This is a genomic window from Thioalkalicoccus limnaeus (assembly GCF_041197575.1).
GTDB lineage: Bacteria > Pseudomonadota > Gammaproteobacteria > Chromatiales > Chromatiaceae > Thioalkalicoccus > Thioalkalicoccus limnaeus.
On record NZ_JBDKXB010000002.1, the window covers coordinates 52,975 to 72,636 of the forward strand.

The following is a 19,662-nucleotide window of genomic DNA, read 5'->3' on the forward strand; positions in this document are numbered from 1 at the left end:
TGTCGTGAGTCGCAATAGAAGCATGCCTGCTTTGCCTGGGTGTGCTGTTCGCTTGACATCGTCATTGCATCTAATAGATCATGCCGCCATCGAGTTGGATGGGATTCGATGGTCGCAGTGACCTATAATAATTGAACTGGATTCGCAAAGTCAGAGGTGAATGGCGTGGAATACAAAAACATGACTGTCGACGAGATACAGCGGCAGCTGCAGAAGCTTCAGCAGAGCCAGGCGGACCTGGAGCGTGCGCTGGAGAAGCGGCGGCAGGAGGGTAAACTCGAGGTTGCGCAGGAGGTGAAGGATATCATTGCGAACCGTGGTTATAACGTCAACGAAATCGCGCCTTTGTTGACGGCGCGCCGCCGCCGTGGCTCGGTCAAGACCGCTGAGCGGCCGGTGAAGGCCGTCGGGCGTCCTTATACGCAGTATGTCGACCCCGAAGAGCCGAAAAACGTCTATGTGCGCGGTGTCATTCCACGGTGGATGAAACAGAAGATGCAGGACCAAGGCTACGATCCGGCGATCAAGGACCACCGCGATGAATTCAAGGCCAATTACTTGACCGCGGTCGAGCGTTAGGCGTTACGGATTTCAGGATTCGGATCCACGGGCCGGGTCGATGGCCCGTGCTTGGCGCGGATGGTTGAACGCCTCCAGGATAGGCGAGGGATGTCTCGTCATGGCGGCGGGTCTCTCGCTGATCCTCCGCTGGGATTCTATTGGCAATCCTGTTAACGTTATGGCTTGTCGGCGAAGCCGAACGAAGACCATTTCTTGACGTGCAGTTGGGCCTTGCGCCGAAAAGCGGGTTGCGCGCGTTGGCTGCAGTTTCGAGGAGACGCTGATCGATTGGGCGTCCTGGCCAAAGATCAGCACGGAAGTCGACGGCGCGGTTTCTGGCTTCCTTTGTGTTCCGTCGCTTGTCGCGACGGAACACAAAGGAACACGGTGAGGCGCCTACCCTGCACGCGAAGTGCTGAATCGTCCCGCACTTCCCTGCGCCGTTCTCTTTTGCGGGCGGCGCGTGTCGTCAGGGGCGCCTCTCGACTTCGGCGCCGCGCATCGCCCCGGCGCGGTGCTACGCTAGGGTTCCCGATGGTGCGAGGCATCCGCTGCATGGGCAACGAGTCCCGATTTCGTCTTCTCGTCCTGGAGTTGCGCGACTTGGACTCGGCCGACGTCGGCCCATTCCTCTGGTCGTCGTGTGGGTCGGCCGTGTCGGCGCCGCGACCGAATGGCGTGTGGGAACCGGTCCTGGTCGGTTCGCTGGAGCAGATGGAGAGTGCCTTGCGCTCTGCCGAGCAGGCTTCGGAGCCCTTTTCGTTGGCCATCATTCTTGACGCGAAGGCCACCGCCGCGCTGACCGCTAGCGATCGCCTCCACCGCCTCGCGCCGACACTGCGCCAGGTGTTGATCCTTGGGCCAAAGGCCCCGCCGCCCAGCCTATCGAGCAGTGCAGGGCCGATCACGATCCTGCGTGAGCCCGTGGATCCGCAGGTCCTCGATTCGCTCCTCGATCTCGCCCTCGATGCTTGCGCGGCGGAGCGGAAACTCGCGACCTTGACCGCCAACCTGCCGGGCATGGCTTACCGTTGTCTGGGAGATGCGCGTTTCAGTCTGATCTACGCCAGCGATGGCGCCGAGGCCTTGACCGGTGCCACGGCCGAGCAGCTATTGGCTGGCGAGGGGCGTGGTTTTGGTTTTGTCGAGCTGATCCATCCCGACGACCGGGCGGCGGTCTTGGATCAGGTTCGTGCGGCCTGTCAGGATCGGAGCCCATTCGAGATCACATACCGGATCGTCCGCACGGATGGGGCGGTGCGGTGGGTGTGGGAGCGTGGTCGGTCGGTATCACCGGTCGATGTCGCCCCGCCGGTTCTCGATGGCTTCATCACCGACATCCACAACCTGAAGATGGCTCAGAGCGCGCTGCGCGACAGTGAAGAGGGTTTCCGGTCATTTCTCGATCAGGTGCCCGGTGGTGCCTTCATCAAGGACGCTGAAAGTCGTCTGATTTATGCCAATGCCTGGTATCTGGAGCAGCTCGGCAAGGCTCGCGGAGAGGTGCTGGAGCGTCCCCCGGAGACCTATCTGCCGGCGGATCTGGCAGGAGCGTTGCGCGATGAAGACCGGCAGGTAATGACGGCGCGGTGCGCGCTCACCTTCGAGCGGGAATGGTCCGGTCCTCGCGGCCGGCGTCGCTATCTCGTCACCAAGGTGCCGTTGCCGAGCGATGGCGGGCCGCTCCGGATCGCCGGGCTGGCGATGGATATCACCGACCAGAGGGACCTGCGGGAGCACCTGAATCTATTCCAGTATGCACTCGATCACGTAACCGATTGCGCCTTTCTCGTCGACGCCGAAGGCAGGCTCCATTATGTCAACTTGGGGGCCTGCCGTGCGCTCGGCTACGATCGGGACGTCCTGCTGAAGATGGTCGTTTCGGACATCGACCCCTATCTGCTGCCGGAACGTTGGCTCGAGATCTGGGAACAGTTGCGCGACACAGGATCGGAGATCATCGAATCCCTGTACCAACGCGCCGATGGAAGCCTGATGCCAGTCGAGGTGAATGCGAGTTTCGTCACCCACCAGGACGGCGAGTTCGTTCTGGCCCTAGCCCGCGATCTCAGCGAGCGGCAGGCGATCGAGCAGAAGCGGCGGCAGTCGGACGCCGCGTTCGAGAACTCTGCCGATGGCATCCTGATCACCGACCCGCGGACGCGGATCCTGTCCGTCAACCGAGCCTTTAGCGAGATCACTGGTTACGGTACCCAGGAGGTGCAAGGCCAGACACCGAGTCTGTTGCGCTCCGGTCGTCATGATGCCGCCTTCTTCGCGGCGATGTGGGCGAGCATCGAGCAGCAAGGGCGTTGGCAGGGCGAGGTATGGAACCGCCGTAAGGACGGCAGCCTTTATCCGGCGCGTCTGACGATCACCGCCGTTCGTGACCGAATGGGTGTCTTGCGCAATTATGTTGGCGTCTTGTCCGATATCACGGCAATAAAACGGTCCCAGCAGGAACTGGAGCGCCTGGCGCACCACGACCTACTCACTGGTTTGCCGAATCGGCTGTTGTTCGATGCTCGCCTGATCCATGCACTGGAGCGGGCCCGTCGCGATCGGCAACGCGTGATCCTGTTCTTTCTCGATCTGGATCATTTCAAGGAGGTCAACGATTCCCAGGGCCACCTGGCCGGTGACGAGTTGCTGCGGCAGGTCGCGGAGCGCTTGACCGGAGCCTTGCGGAAAGACGATACCGTGGCGCGCCTGGGTGGCGACGAATTCGCGGTGATCCTCGAGCGAGTCAGTACGGATGAGGAGGTCGCGCGGTTGGCCGGCAAGTTGGTCGAGGTCCTTCGTCGGCCGTTCGACATCGCCGGTCACGTGACCTCGATCGGGACGAGCTTGGGTATTGCGCGATACCCCGATGATGGATCAGACGCGAGCGTGCTCTTGCGGTGCGCCGATTCAGCGATGTATGGCGCGAAGAACGAGGGGCGCAACACCTTTCGTTTCTTCGGAGAGCATCGACCGGCTTCTCGCTAGCCCCTCGCGCGGGCGCCGATGATGGTGGGCCGTCAGGGATTCGAACCCCGGACCAAGGGATTATGAGTCCCCTGCTCTAACCGCTGAGCTAACGGCCCTATATCGCAATCGCGTTGCCAACTCTCCCGTCCGGATCTCGGTCCGGCTGGTCGGTGGCATCTCGGGCGGTGCCAACTAACGCAAGCCGGGTCGAGCAATCAAGGCGTCCGCTGCGCTCAATCGTTGTCGAGAAAGCTCCTGAGCTTCTCGGACCTTGTCGGGTGGCGGAGCTTGCGCAGCGCCTTGGCCTCGATCTGGCGGATCCGTTCCCGGGTGACGTCGAACTGCTTGCCGACCTCCTCGAGCGTATGGTCGGTGTTCATGTCGATGCCGAACCGCATGCGCAAGACCTTGGCTTCACGAGACGTCAGGCTCGCGAGCATATTCTGAGTGGCCTCGCGCAGGCCTTCCATCGTCGCCGATTCGATCGGCGAGACGACGCCCGAATCTTCGATGAAGTCGCCAAGGTGCGAGTCCTCATCATCGCCGATCGGCGTTTCCATCGAGATCGGTTCCTTGGCGATCTTGAGCACCTTGCGGACCTTTTCTTCCGGCATTTCCATGCGGGTCGCGAGTTCTTCGGGCGTCGCCTCGCGGCCCATCTCCTGGATCATTTGTCGGGAGATCCGATTCAGCTTGTTGATCGTTTCGATCATGTGCACCGGGATCCTGATCGTGCGCGCCTGGTCAGCGATCGAACGCGTGATCGCCTGCCGAATCCACCAGGTCGCATAGGTCGAGAACTTGTAGCCGCGGCGGTATTCGAACTTGTCGACGGCCTTCATCAGGCCGATATTGCCTTCCTGGATCAGATCGAGGAATTGAAGCCCCCGGTTGGTATACTTCTTTGCAATCGAAATGACCAGCCGCAGGTTGGCTTCGACCATTTCCTTCTTCGCGCGGCGGGCCTTGGCCTCGCCGATCGACATCTTGCGATTGATCTCCTTGATCTCGCTGATGGTCAACACGTTCTCGCGCTCGAGTTCCTGCAGCTTGCGCTGCGCGCGCCGAATCTCGGCGGCCCAGTCGGCGAGTTTCGCTGCGTAGGGTTCGCCGCTGGCAAGCTGCTCCTCGAGCCACGCCGGGTTGGTCTCGTTTTCCGGAAAGGATTCGACGAAGACTTTGCGCGGCATGCCGGCGCCTTCGACACAGGCCGCCATGACGACCTTCTCCTGCTGGCGGATGCGCTCGATCGTTTGGCGCAACAGTTCCGCGAGTTCCTGAAAGACGCTCGCGACCAGCTTGAACTGAAGAAAGACCTCGGAGACCTGGCCCATTGCCGCGCGGGAACGGGGGTCGTCCCGGCCATGCTCCTCGAGATGTTGTTTGAGAACGACGAAGCGCTCGCGCAGCAATTGGACGCGACGCGCTACCTCGACCGGATCGGGGCCCGTGTCGGCTACGGCATTCGCGTTGTCATCGTCATCGTCTTCATTGTCGTCGTCGATGTTGGCCGACGGCTGCTCCTCTAATGGAATCGGGGGGGCCGTCGAGGCCTCGCCGTCCTCGTGGAAACCGGAGATCACGTCCGTCAGGCGGGCCTCTTCACGTTCGACGCGGTCGAAGATCTCGATGAGCTTCTCGACCGCGCGTGGGTACACCGACAGCGACGAGAGCACCTGATTCAATCCGTCCTCGATCCGCTTGGCGATCTTCAGTTCGCCTTCGCGGGTCAGGAGCTCGACGGTCCCCATCTCGCGCATATACATCCGAACTGGATCGGTCGTCCGCCCGAACTCGCTGTCGACGCTCGCGAGCGCCGCGGCCGCCGCCTCCGCCGCATCATCGTCGGATACCGCGTTGTCGCTCAAGGTCTGGTCGATCGTATCCGGGGCCGTCTCGTGGACCATGATCCCCATGTCGTTGATCATCCGAACGATGTCTTCGATCTGTTCAGGCTCGACAATGCCGGGGGGGAGGTGGTCGTTGACCTCGGTGTAGGTCAGGAACCCCTGTTCCTTGCCCTTGGCAATGAGCTGCTTCAGTTGAGACTGCTGCTGTTCTTGATCCATGGGATACCTTGAGAAGCTAGGGGCACGGATGATGGGGGAAACTCATTATTATAGCATATGCTGATCGTCGGATCGGTGCGCGGTGTGGGTGCCCGGGCTAGTCCCGCGCGAGCAAGCCCCGGCGAATGCGTTCCTTGTCGGCCTCGCTCCATTGCGACGGTCGTCCCCGGTCAAAGAGTCGTTGCGTCTCGAGCTCCCGCGCCTGCCGATTCAGAAGTTGGATTGCCCCGCGTAGTTCGGCGGCGAATCCGTCGCTGGGGATGTGTTCGATCAGGGTCGGATCGCAAAGGCGGCCGAGATACTGGCCGTCTTCGGTGTCCCTCCAGCGCTCCGCGAGTGACGCCATCGTGGAATGTGGGTATCGATCAAGGGTTTCAAGTAACCTGGCGAGTAGTGCCGTGCCAGGGTTTTCCAGCGTGCGCCAGTCGTCGGGCATTCGTCGCGCTTCGTCTGCCAGGTCTGGCTGGTGCAAGATCAGGGCGATGGCTAGGCGGGTCGGGGTCAGCGTCGGCGTTTTGGTCGGGCGGATCCGTTGCCGACGCGGTGCGGCTGGCGCGGTTCGAACCGAGCGCAGGCCGACGCGGTTCGCCAGTTCTTCGCTGAGGAGTTGCTTGAACGTGCCATTCGGGATGCGTTCGATCAGTGGCTTGGCGAGCGAGTCGAGCCGCGCTCGGCCTTCGCGGGTGCCGAGATCCACCTGGCTCGTCAGGTGCTGGAACAAGAAATCCGAAAGCAGCTGGGACCCGGCGAGCCGTTGTTCGAAGGCATCGCGCCCAATGCCTCGGATCAGCGTGTCGGGATCCTCGCCATCTGGGAGAAACAGGAAGCGGATCGGTTGCTGGCCCCCGGCGTGAGGGAGTGCGGTTTGCAGGGCCTTCCAGGCGGCTTCCCGGCCGGCGCGGTCGCCATCGAAACAGAAGACGAGTTCCGACGTATTTCGCAGCAGGCGGCGCAGATGGTCCGGTGTCGTGGCCGTGCCGAGCGTGGCGACGACGCGCGGGAGCCCAAACTGGGCCAGCGCGATGGCATCCAGGTAGCCTTCGACGACCAGTAGCGGGAATTCGTCGCGTGCCTGGCTGGCCTCGTACAGCCCATAGAGCTCGCGCCCCTTGTGAAAGACGGGCGTTTCCGGTGAGTTCAGATACTTGGGTTTTTCATCGCCGATCGCTCGGCCGCCGAAGCCGATCACCCGACCGCGTTGATCGCGGATCGGGAACATGATGCGGTCGCGAAAGCGGTCATAACGTCGGCCGTCCTGGTCAACCACGAGCCCTGCCGCGTGCAGGCCGTCACGGTCTGTTTGGCGCTGGCCGAGACGGTCGAGCAGGAAGCTCCATCCGGGAGGCGCATAGCCGATGTCGAAGCGGGTGAGCACCTCCTCGGTGAGGCCGCGTTGGGACAGGTAGTCCCGGGCGCGGCCGGCCGTCGGATGGTCGCTGAGCTGGCGACGGTACAGGCTGGCCGCCTCGGCGAGGATCGCGAGGAGCGGAGACGGATCTGGTCCATGGTCGCCGGCCCGCCCGTCGCCGGGGACCTCCAGGCCGGCCATCTGCGCCAGTTCCTCGACGGCGTCGCGGAAACCCAGCCGCTCGTATTCCATCAAGAAGCTGATCGCAGTGCCGTGGGCGCCGCATCCGAAGCAGTGATAGAACTGTTTGTCGGGACTGACGGTGAACGATGGGGTCCGCTCGTCGTGGAACGGGCAGCAGGCCTGGTAGTCCCTTCCGGCCTTGCGCAGCGCCGGCACGCGGCGCTTGATCAGCTCGACGATGTCGGTTCGCGCGACCAGGTCGTCGATGAAGGACTGAGGAATTCTGCCGGCCATGCGATAAAGCTAGCAGAATCGGACTGCCTGGGCGCTGCCGTCGGTCTAACTCTCGCCAAGCCGTTGTTTGACCAGCCCGCTGACGACGCCCAGATCGGCGCGCCCTTGAACCTTCGGGCGCAGCTCGGCCATGACCCGCCCCATGTCCTTGACCGACGAAGCGCCGACCGCGGCAATGACCTCCCCGATCAGGCTGGCGAGGGCCTCGTCGCCGAGGGGCTCGGGCAGATACTCCTGGCAGATCGTGACCTCGTAACGCTCGGCGTCGGCCAAATCTTGGCGCTTGGCCTGCTCGAACTGGGCGATCGCGTCGCGCCGTTGCTTGACCATCTTGTCTAGCACAGCCAGCGTTTGAGCGTCGTCGAGCAGGATCCGCTCATCGACCTCGCGTTGTTTGACCGCAGCGAGGATCAGCCGAATGACGCCGAGGCGACGCTTATCGCCGGCTTTCATCGCGGCCTTCATGTCGGACTGGATGCGTTCTTTGATCATGGCGATCAGTTCGGGTCGGATTGGTCGAGCGACGGCGACTGCGTCAGTACGGACGTTCCCAGCGGCGGGCTTCGCGTTGGAGTTTCTTATGGTGCCGCTTGACCGCCGCGGCCTTCTTGCGCTTGCGTTCCGACGTGGGCTTCTCATAGAACTCGCGGCGCCGGACCTCGGCGAGCACGCCGGCCTTTTCGCAGGAGCGCTTGAATCGGCGCATGGCGACTTCGAAGGGTTCGTTCTCTTTGACGCGGACGCTGGGCATAGATGATCCTTCAGGGTGAGTTGAGCACGCGGTCCCCGGAGCCACCCTCCGGGCGAAAAAAGACTCCAAAGTATAACCGGGGTCGAGCGAAACGCAAGCTCTGCGCCTTGCCCAATGCCCATCGTTGGTGGCATCGTGTCATTTTGCAGCTTCCGACGGGTCCTTCGATGAAGGTGCTGGGTATCGAGACCTCGTGCGACGAGACGGGGATTGCGGTGTATCAGGGTGGTCGGGGGTTGGTAGCCCAGGCCGTCTACAGTCAGACCGATCTCCACAGTGCTTACGGTGGCGTCGTGCCTGAGTTGGCGTCCCGTGATCACGTTCGCAAGATCCTGCCGTTGATTCGACAGGTGCTGGACGAGGCACGGCTGTCGTCGGCCTCGATCGATGGGGTGGCCTACACGGCCGGGCCGGGGCTGATCGGCGCGCTGTTGGTCGGGGCCGCTGTCGGGCGGAGCCTCGCCTGGGCCTGGGGGGTCCCGGCGCTCGGTGTGCATCATATGGAGGGTCACCTGCTCGCGCCGCGGCTCGAAACCCCGGCACCGGACTTCCCGTTCGTCGCGTTGCTGGTCTCGGGTGGTCACACCCAATTGGTCGAGGTGATCGGTGTCGGTCGTTACCGGATGCTCGGCGAGTCCGTCGACGACGCGGCCGGCGAGGCCTTCGATAAGACGGCCAAGCTGCTCGATTTGCGCTATCCGGGGGGACCCAATCTCGCGCGGCTCGCCGAGCGAGGCGACCCGCGCCGTTTCCGGTTCCCGCGGCCGATGACCGACCGCCCTGGGCTCGACTTCAGTTTCAGCGGGCTCAAGACCTTCACGTTGCACAAACTGCGCGACGAACTTCCCCGGGCCGTGGATCCGGATCGAACCCGTGCCGATATCGCTCGGGCGTTCGAAGAGGCGGTTGTCGACACCCTCGTGATCAAATGTCGCCGGGCGCTTCGCGAGACCGGTCATCGCCGTTTGGTCCTGGCCGGAGGGGTCAGCGCGAATCGGCGTCTGCGTGAACGGATGGAGCGGGTGATGACCGACGAAGGCAGCGAAGTCTTCTATCCGCGGCCGGCCTTGTGCACCGATAACGGCGCCATGGTCGCCTATGTCGGTTGGTTGCGGTTGATGGCCGGTCAACAGGAGCCCCTGGCGATCCGGCCCAGAGCGCGCTGGTCGATGCTCGATCTGCCGCCGTTGCCCTAGAGTCCCGGCTATGGGGTACGGAGCACAGCGATCCGTTGGCCCCTGAGGCGACGGCCCTGGTTCGTCGGTTCGGCGTGATTCGCGCGTTTCAGGCTGATTGGGTCGGCCGGGCCTTCATCGCGCATCGCGGCCGCCCGTCCGGGTCGCACCGATCGGGAGCAAGGGGCCGGCGGCTCAATCCTTCCGTGAATCACCCGGTGGCTCGAGCCAGGCCGCCAGGGCCTTGATCAGGGCCTCGGCCTGAGCGCGGCTCGAAATGTTGAATTTGGACTGTTGGCGGTACTCGCCGCCGCGCTTCTGGTATCTGCGAATCGTGTATTTCTCCGGTCCATAAACCGCTTTGGCGCGGTCCCAGTCCTGATAGCGGAACAGTATCGTTGTCCAGCTGCCTTTCGAGAGGACCACCTTGTCCAGCTCTTTGACGGTCTCGATACCATCGTCCATGTAGGAAACGGTCAGGTCTTCCACCCTTTCGGTCATGGTTCGGTCTCAGTCGTCATCCAGTTAACGGGATCGGGCAGAGGCTGCCCATCCTTCAGGAACGGGCGCCATATTGCTTGAGCAAGGCGATGATCCCACGCTGACCCTTGGTCTGGGCAATGGCCAGTGGTGTTCGGCCCTCCCGGTCCGGCAGGTTGATGTCGACTCCGGCGCGGATCAAGCGCGTTGCTTGTTCCAATCGGCCCTGCTCGATCGCTCGGTGCAGGGGGGCGAGCCCATCCTCGTCCAAGGCATCCAGATCGGCACCGCGGCGAGTCAGGAAGTCTAGAGAGTCGCGACCCGAGACACCCTGTCGAATCAGCGAGAATAGCATGGCCTGCGGATCGAGCGCCGCGCCCTGCCGCACCAGCATCTCGGCGACTCGGGTTCGGCCGTGGTACAGGGCCGTCTCGAGCGGTGTTCGGTCGGATGAGTCGCGTGCGTCGAGATGGGCTCCGCTGCGGACCAGTTCGCGCGCGATCGTGACACGCCCCGCATTGGCCGCGACATGCAGCGGGTAGTTGCCGTCCGTGTTCGGCCGGTTGATATCCGTGCCCCAGTACAGGTGGCGGCGTAACTGATCGAGATCGCCGATGTCGACGGCCCGATCCAGGTTCACCGTCGGACGGGCCGGCTCGCCGCAGCCGGAAAGACCGAGGCTGGTGAGGAGCAACAATAGTAACAGGCCCAAAGGATACATGGGTACAACCGCTAGGGAGTCGAATAACAGTCGCCGGAGGGCAGGTTGGCAGTGGGTGAGGCCCTGGTCGACTGGCCGGGCACATGGGTCATGGCCGTCTCTGGCAACATCCGCGCATAGTATGATGGCATGTTTGCCGGTCGCAACCGGCGCAGCCCCGTCGATCGTGGTCGGCCGATTCCGGACATGCTAATTTAGACGCCTATGCTCGGACAAATCCTGCTGACAGCCGCCGTCATCCTAGTAGCCTATTTGGTTATTCGGGGTCGCCGGTCGCCAAGTGTTCGCGTGTCACCGGCTCATCCGGTGCCCCGCCGGTTGTCCATTCCTCCAGGTTTGCTCCGTGGTCTCGCCTATGGTTTTGTCGGCCTTATGGTGCTGGGAACGGCTGCGCTGCTGATCCAACGTTGGGATCATGCTCGCGAGCGGGTCATCGTCGAGGTCGTCAATGCCAACACGGGCCAGGTCTCGATCTACCAGGCCCGCCGCGGTGATGTCCGGGATCGCTCCTTCGTGACCCTCGACGGCCAGCGAGTCACGTTGGCCGATGTCGAACGCCTGGTTCTGCGGGCGTCTGTGCCGTGACGGGGGCCGCGACGGCGTCGTCGGTCGTCGCCTGGCAAGGCTTGTGCGTGGTCTGCGGGCACGATTGCAGTGCCATGTTCCGCGACCGTCGGCTATCGGGCGACGAGGCCTAGCCGTTCAAGCGGTTGCTGAACAGGCGCTGATGCTCCTGGCGGCTGCGCGTCAACGCGTCCTCCAACGAGACGCCATAGAACCAATTCCCAGTGATGGCGAGGTGGGTTCCGGCCAGAGCGGCATCGAGTCGCTCGACGGTGCGGTGATGGCCCTTCCGGAGCGCCGGCAGCCGGTTGCCGATATGGGCGTTTTCGACGACATCGGCGGGACGGGCGCCCAACGCATGGCAAGCGGCCCCGATCTGGGCCTCGGCGTCAAGCGCCCCGGGCCGGAAGTGGAAAGCGAAACCCCGATACTGTTCATCCGGAAGAAAATCCCGCGACACCGCCGAGTAAAAGGCGTCGTCGACCGAGATCAGGCCGGCGATCGCGGGCAAGTCTAAATCGGCGACGCGGAACGCGACGAGCAGGGTCTCGATCTCGGCCATCGCGATTTCGTCGACCGCGGCCTTGGCGTTGGTCAGATGTTTCGGTAGCAGGCGTGCCGCCACGTCGGGCGGGACCGCCAAGGTCAGATAGTCGCAGCGCAATTCGTCACCGGCCGTCAGCTGAATGCGAAAGCCGTTGCCATCACCGACGATCCCGCGAATCTCCTGCGCGGTGCGCACCTCGATCTCGGGCTGCCGCGCGATGGCCGCCGGGATCTCCGAGAGTCCGCGGGGAAACGTGAATTTGCGCGCTATATCCTTGCGTCTTGGTTTGCGCCGAAACAGCAGCTCGGCCGGGTAGTCGTCCGCCGGTTGACAGACCAGTGCTTGAAAGGCCGGTCCGAGCAGATCGCGGTAGTTGCGGCGGCCGAGGATGGCCCCATAGTAATCGGCCACACTGGCGTCGGCCTTAGACCGTCGAGCGAGGCGCGGCAGCGAGATCAATGCCTCCAGTGGATGGAGGCCGGATAAGACGGGACGCAGCTGGTCTTGTCGCCAAAGCCTATAAGAGCCGTCGGCCTTGGGTGTCAGGCGATCCAGCTGATCGAGGTCCTCGAGGATCGAGATCAGGGTGCCATAGCTATTGAAGCAGGTGTGGCTGCCTGCCTCGGTCCAGAAATCCCCGCAGTTGGCGAACTGGTGGCTATTGATACAGCCGCCGATTCGGTTGCTGCGTTCGAGCACCAGGGTCGGTACCCCGGCGCGAGCGGCAAAGTGTGCGGCGCCCAAGCCGCTGATACCGGCCCCGACGACGATGTGCTCAAAATCCATCCGTTGCTTCTCGTTGTTGGTGACGTTGCCAGTTCGTCGAATCGGGTTCACTTGGTTTCAGGGACTACCGGCTCGAGGGTCAGGTGACTGGTGTCGGGAATCGGGGCTGGGGGCGGATGCCTCGCGGAGTCTTCCAGGGTCCAGTTCGTTCCCGTCGCCAGGCTCAGGTGACTCGTGTCCGGGGCCGGTGGCCCGCCGTGGGAGGGCCTGTGCAGGTCATCGAGAAGCGGGGAGCCCGGCGGCGCGAGCGTCAGTCGCGTTGCCGCCGCCTTCATGCCGGGTGCCGCCGCCTGGTCCGTCGCTCCCGTAGGATCCGTCGGATCGGCATCGATGACCGGTATCAGCTCGATCGAGGCGCCGGCCTCGCGAAACCGTTCCTGGTAACGCGACGCGGTATCGGGATCGACGTTTCTCTTGATGACGATGCGATGGCCGCTGAAGAGTCGCGCCACGGCCTCGTCGGAGAGTTCGAACACGGCCTGCAACTGCCATCGCGCCACCAGCGGGTCTACCCCGGCGACCAGCTGTCCGGCGAACACTAGGTCGAATCGAGAATCGGTCATGGTTAACTTTCCCCTGAAGGCGAAGGTCGAACCGCGCTCATTCTCCGGACAAGGATTTGGAGAGGCTGAAGGCGCCGCGAACCATGCCGGTTTCATAGCCGCGCGCCTGGTCCCCCGGGTAGGCGGCATCAATGGCCGCCGCGATCTCGGGTGCCAGTGTCTGGCCATGGCAAGTCAGGCATAGATCGACGGTTGGGATGGCCTTCATGAAGCGAAACCGTTCTCCGTCTTCGTCGGCAATGACCGCGGCATGGGCCATCGGCTGAATGTCTTCACCGGCGGCGCGGCGGGCGTCGAACTGCTCCAAGACGTGCGTTTCCCAAGCGTCCGGGGTGTTGGTGGCGAGGTTTCGCGTCTTGAGGCTGGTGCGTCCAACCTCCCAGCCGGTCCGTTCCGACAGCTCCTCGGCAATGGCCGGCGCCCTGTGTCGGCAAATCTCGATGGCAGCGATCGGGCCCTCGGTTTGCAAGGCGGTCGTCAATTCACCCATCAAGGCCGTACCGAACTCCTGCACGATCGCCTTCGCCTCGGTCACGCGTGGATCCTCGACCTCGGCGTAGACCGATCCCGCAAAAGGAGCGAGAGGAACGAGCGTGGCCAAGATGGTGAACAGGTGGGAGTTGTTCATCTCTGCTATGCCCTCTGGGGTTCGATTGACGGAGGATCGGTCGGGGTCGTTGGTGCCGTGTCGAAGAGGCTGTTTCCCCATCGATCGCCGTGCAAGTCACGCGCAGCGCGGTCGATTTTCACGATAACACAAGTCTACTGATGCCGTTGGCGTGTCGCCACCCCCGTCGGCCGGTCCAATCTTGCCGCGCATCGCTGACGATCGTTGACGGCGACGCACTTTCCTCGTCCGCGAGGGTTCAGAGATAGGGCGAGAACAACCAACAGACCGCGTCGCGCAGCCGCGTCGGAAGGCTCCGGCCGTCGACCTCGTCGAGGGTGACCGCCCGCCCGGCGGCCGCGGCCCGGTCCATGTGTTCGATCAGCGGGTGTGCGAAATCCTCGCCATAGACCTCGACCTGCAGCTCGAAATTGAGTCGCAGGCTGCGTGGATCCCAGTTCGTCGATCCGATCAGCGCGTAGCCGTCATCGACGACGAAGAGTTTTGCGTGATTGAACGGCGGTGGCTGATAGAAGACCTGAGCGCCGTGGAGGAGGACCTCCCAGAGCATGTTGCGTGTCGCCCAGTGGACGAAGGGCAGATTGTTCCTCTCGGGCAATACGATCCGCACGGTGACCCCGCGGATCGCCGCGGCCTGCAAGGCGCCGACGATTTCACGCGGCGGCAGGAAGTAGGGCGTCATGATCCGCAACGATCGCTTGGCTTCGGCGATCGCGGCGACCAGCAGCATGGTTAAACGGTCGAGGTCTTCATCAGGACCGTCGGTCAGGGTGCGGCAGGCCAGGGTACCGGCGAGAGCAGGACTATGACGGGGAGGCGCCAGGTGGGTCCCGGTCGTGAAGTGCCACATCCGCCGAAACTCGCGATGCAACTGCGCGACGACGGGGCCGGTCACGCGGAAGTGGATGTCCGCGGTCGGCTGTCGGTTGCCCGGTTTGTCGACCAGATGGCGATCGCCGATGTTCATGCCGCCGGTGAAGGCGATCTGATTGTCGATGATCAGGATTTTGTGGTGATTGCGCATATTCAGCGAAAGGCTGGGCGGAAGCAGCCTCGGCGGCAGGAATCGTGCGACCTGGATGCCGTCGCGGCGCAGGATGTAGCTGGTCCGTGGCAGGGAGTACCAATCGCCGAAGCCGTCGATGATCACGCGGACATCGACGCCGCGCTGGGTAGCCTTGGCAAGCGCCTCGCGGAACATCCGGCCGGTGTCGTCGTTGTCGAGGATATAGGTCGTGAGCAGGATCTGCCCATTGGCCCCGGCAATGGCCTCCAGCATCGCGGGATAAGCCTGCTCGCCGTTGCGCAGCGGATCGACCCGATTGGCCGGTGCGAGGGCGTGTCGACTCAGTGCCTGTCCGATACGCGCCAAGCGACCGTGTTCGGTGCGGATCCAATCCGGCAGCGGTTCCTTGTCGAGGATCACCGCGCCGCGCTCGAAGCCGACCCTGAGGCCGCGCGGACCGACCCGCTGCGCGCGGCCGCGCGCACGGTTGAGGCCGAACACCAGATAGAGGGCCGGGCCGGCCAATGGAAACAGGACGCAGACCGCGATCCAGCCGAACGACGCGCGCGGGTCGCGCTTGTACAACAAGGCATGGATGGCTGTCGCGGGTGCCAGCACCGCGTGGAAGACGAGGGCAACGACGGTTTCGTAGCTGATCGACACCTTTCTCTCGATCGATATCCGGATCCGGGGCGCGTCCCCGGTCACGACCGCAGAATACCGCGGATGCGAGCCGCGATCCCGGGGTCTGGCGCCGTTGCGACGCGGGTGCAGGCGGGTATCGAGGCTCCCGTCTTCGATCTCGATGCCGCGGCTCGCGGGCTTATCAGGCGATCGGATGCCCGCTTGGTTCCCGCGCGACGGCGCTATCGCGCGTTGCGCCGCGTACCCGTGAGTAGCCGATGGGTCTTGGCAACCATGCGGTATGTGGAGCGGTTGTTGTTGTAACGGGACACCTCGGCGAGCGGTACCCACAGGATCTGATGTGACTCGTCGTTGCCTGGGATCGCCAGGTCGTCGTCCATTTCGACCAGGAAGCGGATGTCGATGTGTTCGTGCTTGGGGCCGCGCGAGCTCGCTGGGACCGTATGGATATCGACGTCGAAGATTCGGTCGTCGACGAGTCGCACATGCGAGGGATCCAGCCCGGTCTCCTCCGAGGTTTCGCGCAGCGCAACCCGCAGGATATCGGCGTCGCCGTCGGCGTGGCCGCCGGGTTGCAACCACTGGTCGTGCTTGCGGTGATGCATCAAGAGCACGCGTCGCCGATCGGGGCTGACGACCCAGGCCGAGCCCGTGACGTGGCCGGGCCAGAGATCGCAGTGAAAGCAATCCTCGTGCGCGGCGATGAAGGCCCGCGCGCGCGACAGGTGGCCCGCTTCTTCCATATAGCAGGTCTGGTAGCGACCTAGCCGGGTCAGCAGTTCTTGGCGGTGCATGGCTGTGCGGTGGGTCAGGTCCCGGATGGCTGTTCGATGGCCGCGATGGCCGCGGCGGCCGCCTCGTCGACGTCGGCCTCGGTGCCGGACAGGGTCAAACGCCCGAAGGCGCCGACGGCGCGCACGTCGATCAGCGTGATGTTGGCGGCCTTCTCGGCCTGGTTCGCGGCGTAGACGACATAGCCGGCCGGCTCCGTCTCGAGGATGAACATGCTTTGTCCCGGTAGGATCATCGAGCCGCGGCGGTTCTGGCGATTGATCAGGACCGTATGGTCCGGGGTCATGCCGCGAATCGTCTCCTGCCAGGCGATGCGACACGGATGGCGGTCTTCCTGGCGCGCGCCCATGTTGGCCAGCAGCAAACGGCCGGCGGAACGCACGTCGCTCTGGTCGCGCTGGTGGATCACCATCGAGCCGAACGCGCGTTCGACGACCTGCTGGGCCAGGCGGACCCGAGTACCCTTGAGAGCCATGTCGGTCAGTCGGTGGACGGCCATGCCCGGCGAGACCTCGACCCACAGGCAGGCGTCGCCGGGAATCGGCAGGAAACCCTGCGAGACCGTCGCCATGTATTCCGCCAGTTGCGGTTGCAGCGAATCCATAAAGACATAGGTTCGGAGTTTGATCATGGTACCGCCAGCTGTGGGCGCCCGGCCCGCGGCATTGCACGGCCGACGGATCCAGGCGGGTCGACAAGGGTCTCCGCCGATTGTACAAGCGATTCTCGCGTCCGTCGTCGGCGTTGCCGGGCCGTGCTGACCACGGGTGTTCTCGGCGATTAGCCGAATCCCGTGCGACGCGATATGATGATCGGCTCGGTCGGGCGCAAGCGCCGGTCGGCGATGCCTCGTCGCTCCGACCTGTGGCCTTGGTGCCCGCTCAGTGTTACGACCAGCCCCGGTTCACGCCCAAGCAAGCAGACGACGCCATGCGAGACATCCATCTGATCAAGAGCCAGATCAACGACCTTCGAGGGCGCTTGTTGTCCCTCCGGGGGTATCTTTGACTACGCCGGAAAGCAGGAGCGGCTGACCGAGGTCTTGCGCGAGCTGGAAGACCCCGAGGTTTGGAACGAGCCGGAGCGGGCTCAAGCCCTCGGTCGCGAGCGTTCAGCGTTGGAGCAGGTGGTCATCGGCCTCGATCAGCTCGATCGCGGGGTGGCCGATGCGGCGGATCTGCTCGAGTTGGCGCTCGACGAGGATGATGAGACGACGATTGCGACCTTGAGCGACGACCTGGACGGCTTCGAGCGGCAGGTCGGGGCGCTCGAGTTCCGCCGGATGTTTTCCGGCGAGATGGACGGGAACAATGCCTTTCTCGATATCCAAGCCGGCTCCGGTGGCACGGAGGCGCAGGATTGGGCCGAGATGCTTCTGCGCATGTACCTGCGCTGGGGCGAGCGGCGCGGTTTCAAGACCGATCTGATGGAGGCGTCCCCGGGCGAGGTGGCCGGTATCAAGAGCGCAACCGTGCGCTTCGAGGGTGATCATGCGTTCGGCTGGCTGCGTACCGAGACCGGCGTGCATCGGCTGGTCCGCAAGTCGCCGTTCGATTCCGGCAATCGGCGCCATACCTCCTTCGCCGCGGTCTTCGTCTCGCCCGAGATCGACGACACGGTGGAGGTCGAGATCAACCCGGCGGACCTGCGCATCGATGTCTACCGCGCGAGCGGTGCCGGCGGTCAGCACGTAAACCGGACCGAATCGGCCGTGCGTATCACCCATAATCCGACCGGGATCGTCGTCCAGTGTCAGAGCGGCCGCTCGCAGCACCAGAACAAGGACCAGGCGATGCGTCAGCTCAAGGCCAAGCTCTACGAGCTGGAGATGCAGAAGCGGCGCGCTGCCCAGCAGGCCACCGAGGACGCCAAGTCCGACATCGGGTGGGGTAGCCAGATTCGCTCTTATGTGCTCGACCAATCCAGGATCAAGGACCTGCGAACCGGTGTCGAGATCGGCAATACCCAGTCGGTGCTCGATGGCCATCTCGACCCCTTCATCGAGGCCAGCCTGAAGAGCGGCCTGTAAGCGCGCCGGCGCGGCACACCATGACCGAGAGGACGATGACCGAGACCGATCAGCACGACGAAAACAAGCTCATCGCGCAACGGCGCGACAAGCTCCGCCAGTTGCGCGACCGCGGGCCGGCCTTCCCGAACGACTTCCGGCGCGATGCGCTGGCCGGGGATCTGCTGCGCGATTACGGGGACGCCTCCGCCGAGGCGCTGGCCGCGGCGCCGCGCCGCGTCAGGGTCGCAGGGCGCTTGATGAGTCGGCGCATCATGGGCCAGGCCAGCTTCTCGCATCTGCAGGACATGTCCGGGCGCATCCAGCTGTTCGTCCAGCGCGACCGGCTGGGTGCCGATGCCTATGAGGCCTACAAGAAGGACCTCGATCTCGGCGATATCCTGGCCGCCGAGGGGCCCTTGTTCAAGACCAAGACCGGCGAACTCTCGGTGCAATGCGAGTCGATCCGGCTGCTGACGAAGGCGCTGCGGCCCTTGCCGGAGAAGTACCACGGCCTGACCGATGTCGAGAGCCGCTATCGCCAGCGCTACTTGGATCTGATCTCGAATCCGGCGACGCGCGAGACCTTCCGCATCCGGACCCGGATCATCCAGTATCTGCGCGCCTTCCTCGATGCCCGCGGTTTTCTCGAGGTCGAGACACCGATGATGCAGGTGATCCCGGGTGGCGCGGTTGCCCGGCCCTTCATTACCCATCACAACGCCCTTGATCGGTCGCTCTATCTGCGGGTGGCGCCGGAGCTGTTCCTGAAGCGGCTGGTCGTCGGCGGGTTCGAGAAGGTCTACGAGATCAATCGCAGCTTCCGCAACGAGGGTCTGTCGACGCGCCACAACCCCGAATTCACGATGCTCGAGTTCTACGAGGCGTATGCGGATTATCGGGACCTGATGGACCTGACCGAAGAGATGCTGCGCGGGCTCGCGCGCGAACTCCTCGGCACGACGCAACTGCACTACCAGGGCAACGCCTGCGAGCTCGGTCGACCCTTCGCGCGCTGGACCCTGGCGGAGGCGATCGCCCGCTTCAATCCAGAGCTCGGGCCGGTGGACCTGGCCGACCCGGACCGTGCCCGGGCGGCCGCCGCGCAGCTCGGCCTCGCCGTCGACCCCAGCTGGGGACCTGGCAAGATCTGGCTCGAGGTTTTCGAGAAGACGGTCGAGTCCCGGTTGCAGGATCCGACCTTCATCACCGGTTATCCGACCGAGGTCTCACCGCTCGCCCGTTGCAATGACCAGGACCCGACGATCACCGATCGCTTCGAGCTCTTCATTGCGGGACGCGAGATCGCCAACGGTTTCTCGGAGCTCAACGACCCCGAGGATCAGGCCGAGCGTTTTCGTCGGCAGGCCCTCGACAAGGAGGCGGGGGATCTGGAGGCGATGCACTTCGACGCGGACTACATCCGGGCCCTCGAACATGGCTTGCCACCGACGGCCGGCGAAGGGATCGGCGTCGATCGGCTCGCGATGCTGTTGACCGATTCGCCGTCGATTCGCGATGTGCTGCTCTTCCCGCATATGCGCCCGAGCGATTGACGAGCGGGGTTTGCC

18 protein-coding genes and 1 tRNA gene are annotated in these 19,662 nt (G+C 63.9%); 6 read left to right on the top strand and 13 right to left on the bottom strand.

What is annotated here, in order from left to right; genetic code table 11:
• Positions 1-180: 180 nt before the first annotated feature.
• The gene (locus ABC977_RS01860; protein WP_369665533.1) at positions 181-579 is read left to right on the top strand and encodes an H-NS histone family protein; all 399 of its coding nucleotides are present in this window, start codon (positions 181-183) and stop codon (positions 577-579) included.
• A gap of 537 nt (positions 580-1,116) precedes the next feature.
• Positions 1,117-3,549: a PAS domain S-box protein gene (locus ABC977_RS01865; protein WP_369665534.1), complete on the top strand. Its 2,433-nt coding sequence runs from the start codon at positions 1,117-1,119 to the stop codon at positions 3,547-3,549.
• A gap of 22 nt (positions 3,550-3,571) precedes the next feature.
• Here ABC977_RS01865 and ABC977_RS01870 read toward each other — a convergent pair.
• The 5 genes from ABC977_RS01870 to rpsU all read right to left on the bottom strand — a co-directional run bounded on the left by ABC977_RS01870 (position 3,572) and on the right by rpsU (position 8,176).
• Positions 3,572-3,647 (bottom strand) — tRNA-Ile (locus ABC977_RS01870).
• A gap of 117 nt (positions 3,648-3,764) precedes the next feature.
• A complete protein-coding gene (gene rpoD / locus ABC977_RS01875) occupies positions 3,765-5,600 on the bottom strand; it encodes an RNA polymerase sigma factor RpoD (RefSeq protein WP_369665535.1) in 1,836 nt (611 codons plus the stop codon).
• Between the two features lie 97 nt (positions 5,601-5,697).
• On the bottom strand, positions 5,698-7,425 hold the full coding sequence (gene dnaG / locus ABC977_RS01880) for a DNA primase (RefSeq protein ID WP_369665536.1): 1,728 nt from the start codon (positions 7,423-7,425) through the stop codon (positions 5,698-5,700).
• 45 nt (positions 7,426-7,470) lie between these two features.
• Complete coding sequence (locus ABC977_RS01885) at positions 7,471-7,917, bottom strand: GatB/YqeY domain-containing protein (protein ID WP_369665537.1); 447 nt, start codon at positions 7,915-7,917, stop codon at positions 7,471-7,473.
• A 43-nt stretch (positions 7,918-7,960) separates the two neighbouring features.
• Positions 7,961-8,176, bottom strand: coding sequence for a 30S ribosomal protein S21 (gene rpsU / locus ABC977_RS01890; RefSeq protein WP_369665538.1), 216 nt, complete (start codon positions 8,174-8,176; stop codon positions 7,961-7,963).
• Positions 8,177-8,343: 167 nt separating this feature from the next.
• Here rpsU and tsaD point away from each other — a divergent pair, with 167 nt between their 5' ends.
• Positions 8,344-9,372 (top strand): tRNA (adenosine(37)-N6)-threonylcarbamoyltransferase complex transferase subunit TsaD, encoded by a 1,029-nt coding sequence (gene tsaD / locus ABC977_RS01895; RefSeq protein ID WP_369665539.1) that lies wholly within the window; start codon positions 8,344-8,346, stop codon positions 9,370-9,372.
• 174 nt (positions 9,373-9,546) lie between these two features.
• Here the strand turns inward: tsaD and ABC977_RS01900 are convergent, their stop codons facing one another.
• Positions 9,547-9,852 (bottom strand): hypothetical protein, encoded by a 306-nt coding sequence (locus ABC977_RS01900; RefSeq protein WP_369665540.1) that lies wholly within the window; start codon positions 9,850-9,852, stop codon positions 9,547-9,549.
• Between the two features lie 55 nt (positions 9,853-9,907).
• Positions 9,908-10,552, bottom strand: coding sequence for an ankyrin repeat domain-containing protein (locus tag ABC977_RS01905; RefSeq protein WP_369665541.1), 645 nt, complete (start codon positions 10,550-10,552; stop codon positions 9,908-9,910).
• A gap of 318 nt (positions 10,553-10,870) precedes the next feature.
• Here ABC977_RS01905 and ABC977_RS01910 point away from each other — a divergent pair, with 318 nt between their 5' ends.
• Complete coding sequence (locus tag ABC977_RS01910; RefSeq protein WP_369665542.1) at positions 10,871-11,137, top strand: hypothetical protein; 267 nt, start codon at positions 10,871-10,873, stop codon at positions 11,135-11,137.
• 109 nt (positions 11,138-11,246) lie between these two features.
• On the opposite strand, the gene ABC977_RS01915 is transcribed toward ABC977_RS01910, so the two are convergent.
• The 6 genes from ABC977_RS01915 to ABC977_RS01940 all read right to left on the bottom strand — a co-directional run bounded on the left by ABC977_RS01915 (position 11,247) and on the right by ABC977_RS01940 (position 16,714).
• Complete coding sequence (locus tag ABC977_RS01915) at positions 11,247-12,449, bottom strand: protoporphyrinogen/coproporphyrinogen oxidase (RefSeq protein WP_369665543.1); 1,203 nt, start codon at positions 12,447-12,449, stop codon at positions 11,247-11,249.
• A gap of 47 nt (positions 12,450-12,496) precedes the next feature.
• Positions 12,497-13,012 (bottom strand): hypothetical protein, encoded by a 516-nt coding sequence (locus ABC977_RS01920; protein WP_369665544.1) that lies wholly within the window; start codon positions 13,010-13,012, stop codon positions 12,497-12,499.
• A 37-nt stretch (positions 13,013-13,049) separates the two neighbouring features.
• Positions 13,050-13,640, bottom strand: a complete 591-nt coding sequence (locus tag ABC977_RS01925; protein WP_369665545.1) for a Tll0287-like domain-containing protein — start codon at positions 13,638-13,640, stop codon at positions 13,050-13,052.
• Between the two features lie 238 nt (positions 13,641-13,878).
• Entirely contained in the window at positions 13,879-15,309 is a 1,431-nt protein-coding gene (locus ABC977_RS01930; RefSeq protein WP_369665546.1) for a phospholipase D-like domain-containing protein, read from the bottom strand.
• A gap of 203 nt (positions 15,310-15,512) precedes the next feature.
• A complete protein-coding gene (locus tag ABC977_RS01935) occupies positions 15,513-16,085 on the bottom strand; it encodes an NUDIX hydrolase (RefSeq protein WP_369665547.1) in 573 nt (190 codons plus the stop codon).
• A 14-nt stretch (positions 16,086-16,099) separates the two neighbouring features.
• A complete protein-coding gene (locus ABC977_RS01940) occupies positions 16,100-16,714 on the bottom strand; it encodes a BMC domain-containing protein (protein ID WP_369665548.1) in 615 nt (204 codons plus the stop codon).
• 299 nt (positions 16,715-17,013) lie between these two features.
• On the opposite strand from ABC977_RS01940, the gene prfB reads away from it, so the two are divergent.
• Together prfB and lysS are read left to right on the top strand one after the other, a co-directional pair.
• Positions 17,014-18,112 (top strand): peptide chain release factor 2 gene (gene prfB, locus ABC977_RS01945; protein ID WP_369665549.1). Its coding sequence is split into 2 segments (ribosomal slippage): positions 17,014-17,088 and positions 17,090-18,112, totalling 1,098 coding nucleotides; the frame shifts between segments, so codons are not numbered across the junction.
• Between the two features lie 35 nt (positions 18,113-18,147).
• Positions 18,148-19,647, top strand: coding sequence for a lysine--tRNA ligase (lysS, locus tag ABC977_RS01950; protein WP_369665550.1), 1,500 nt, complete (start codon positions 18,148-18,150; stop codon positions 19,645-19,647).
• Positions 19,648-19,662 lie beyond the last annotated feature (15 nt).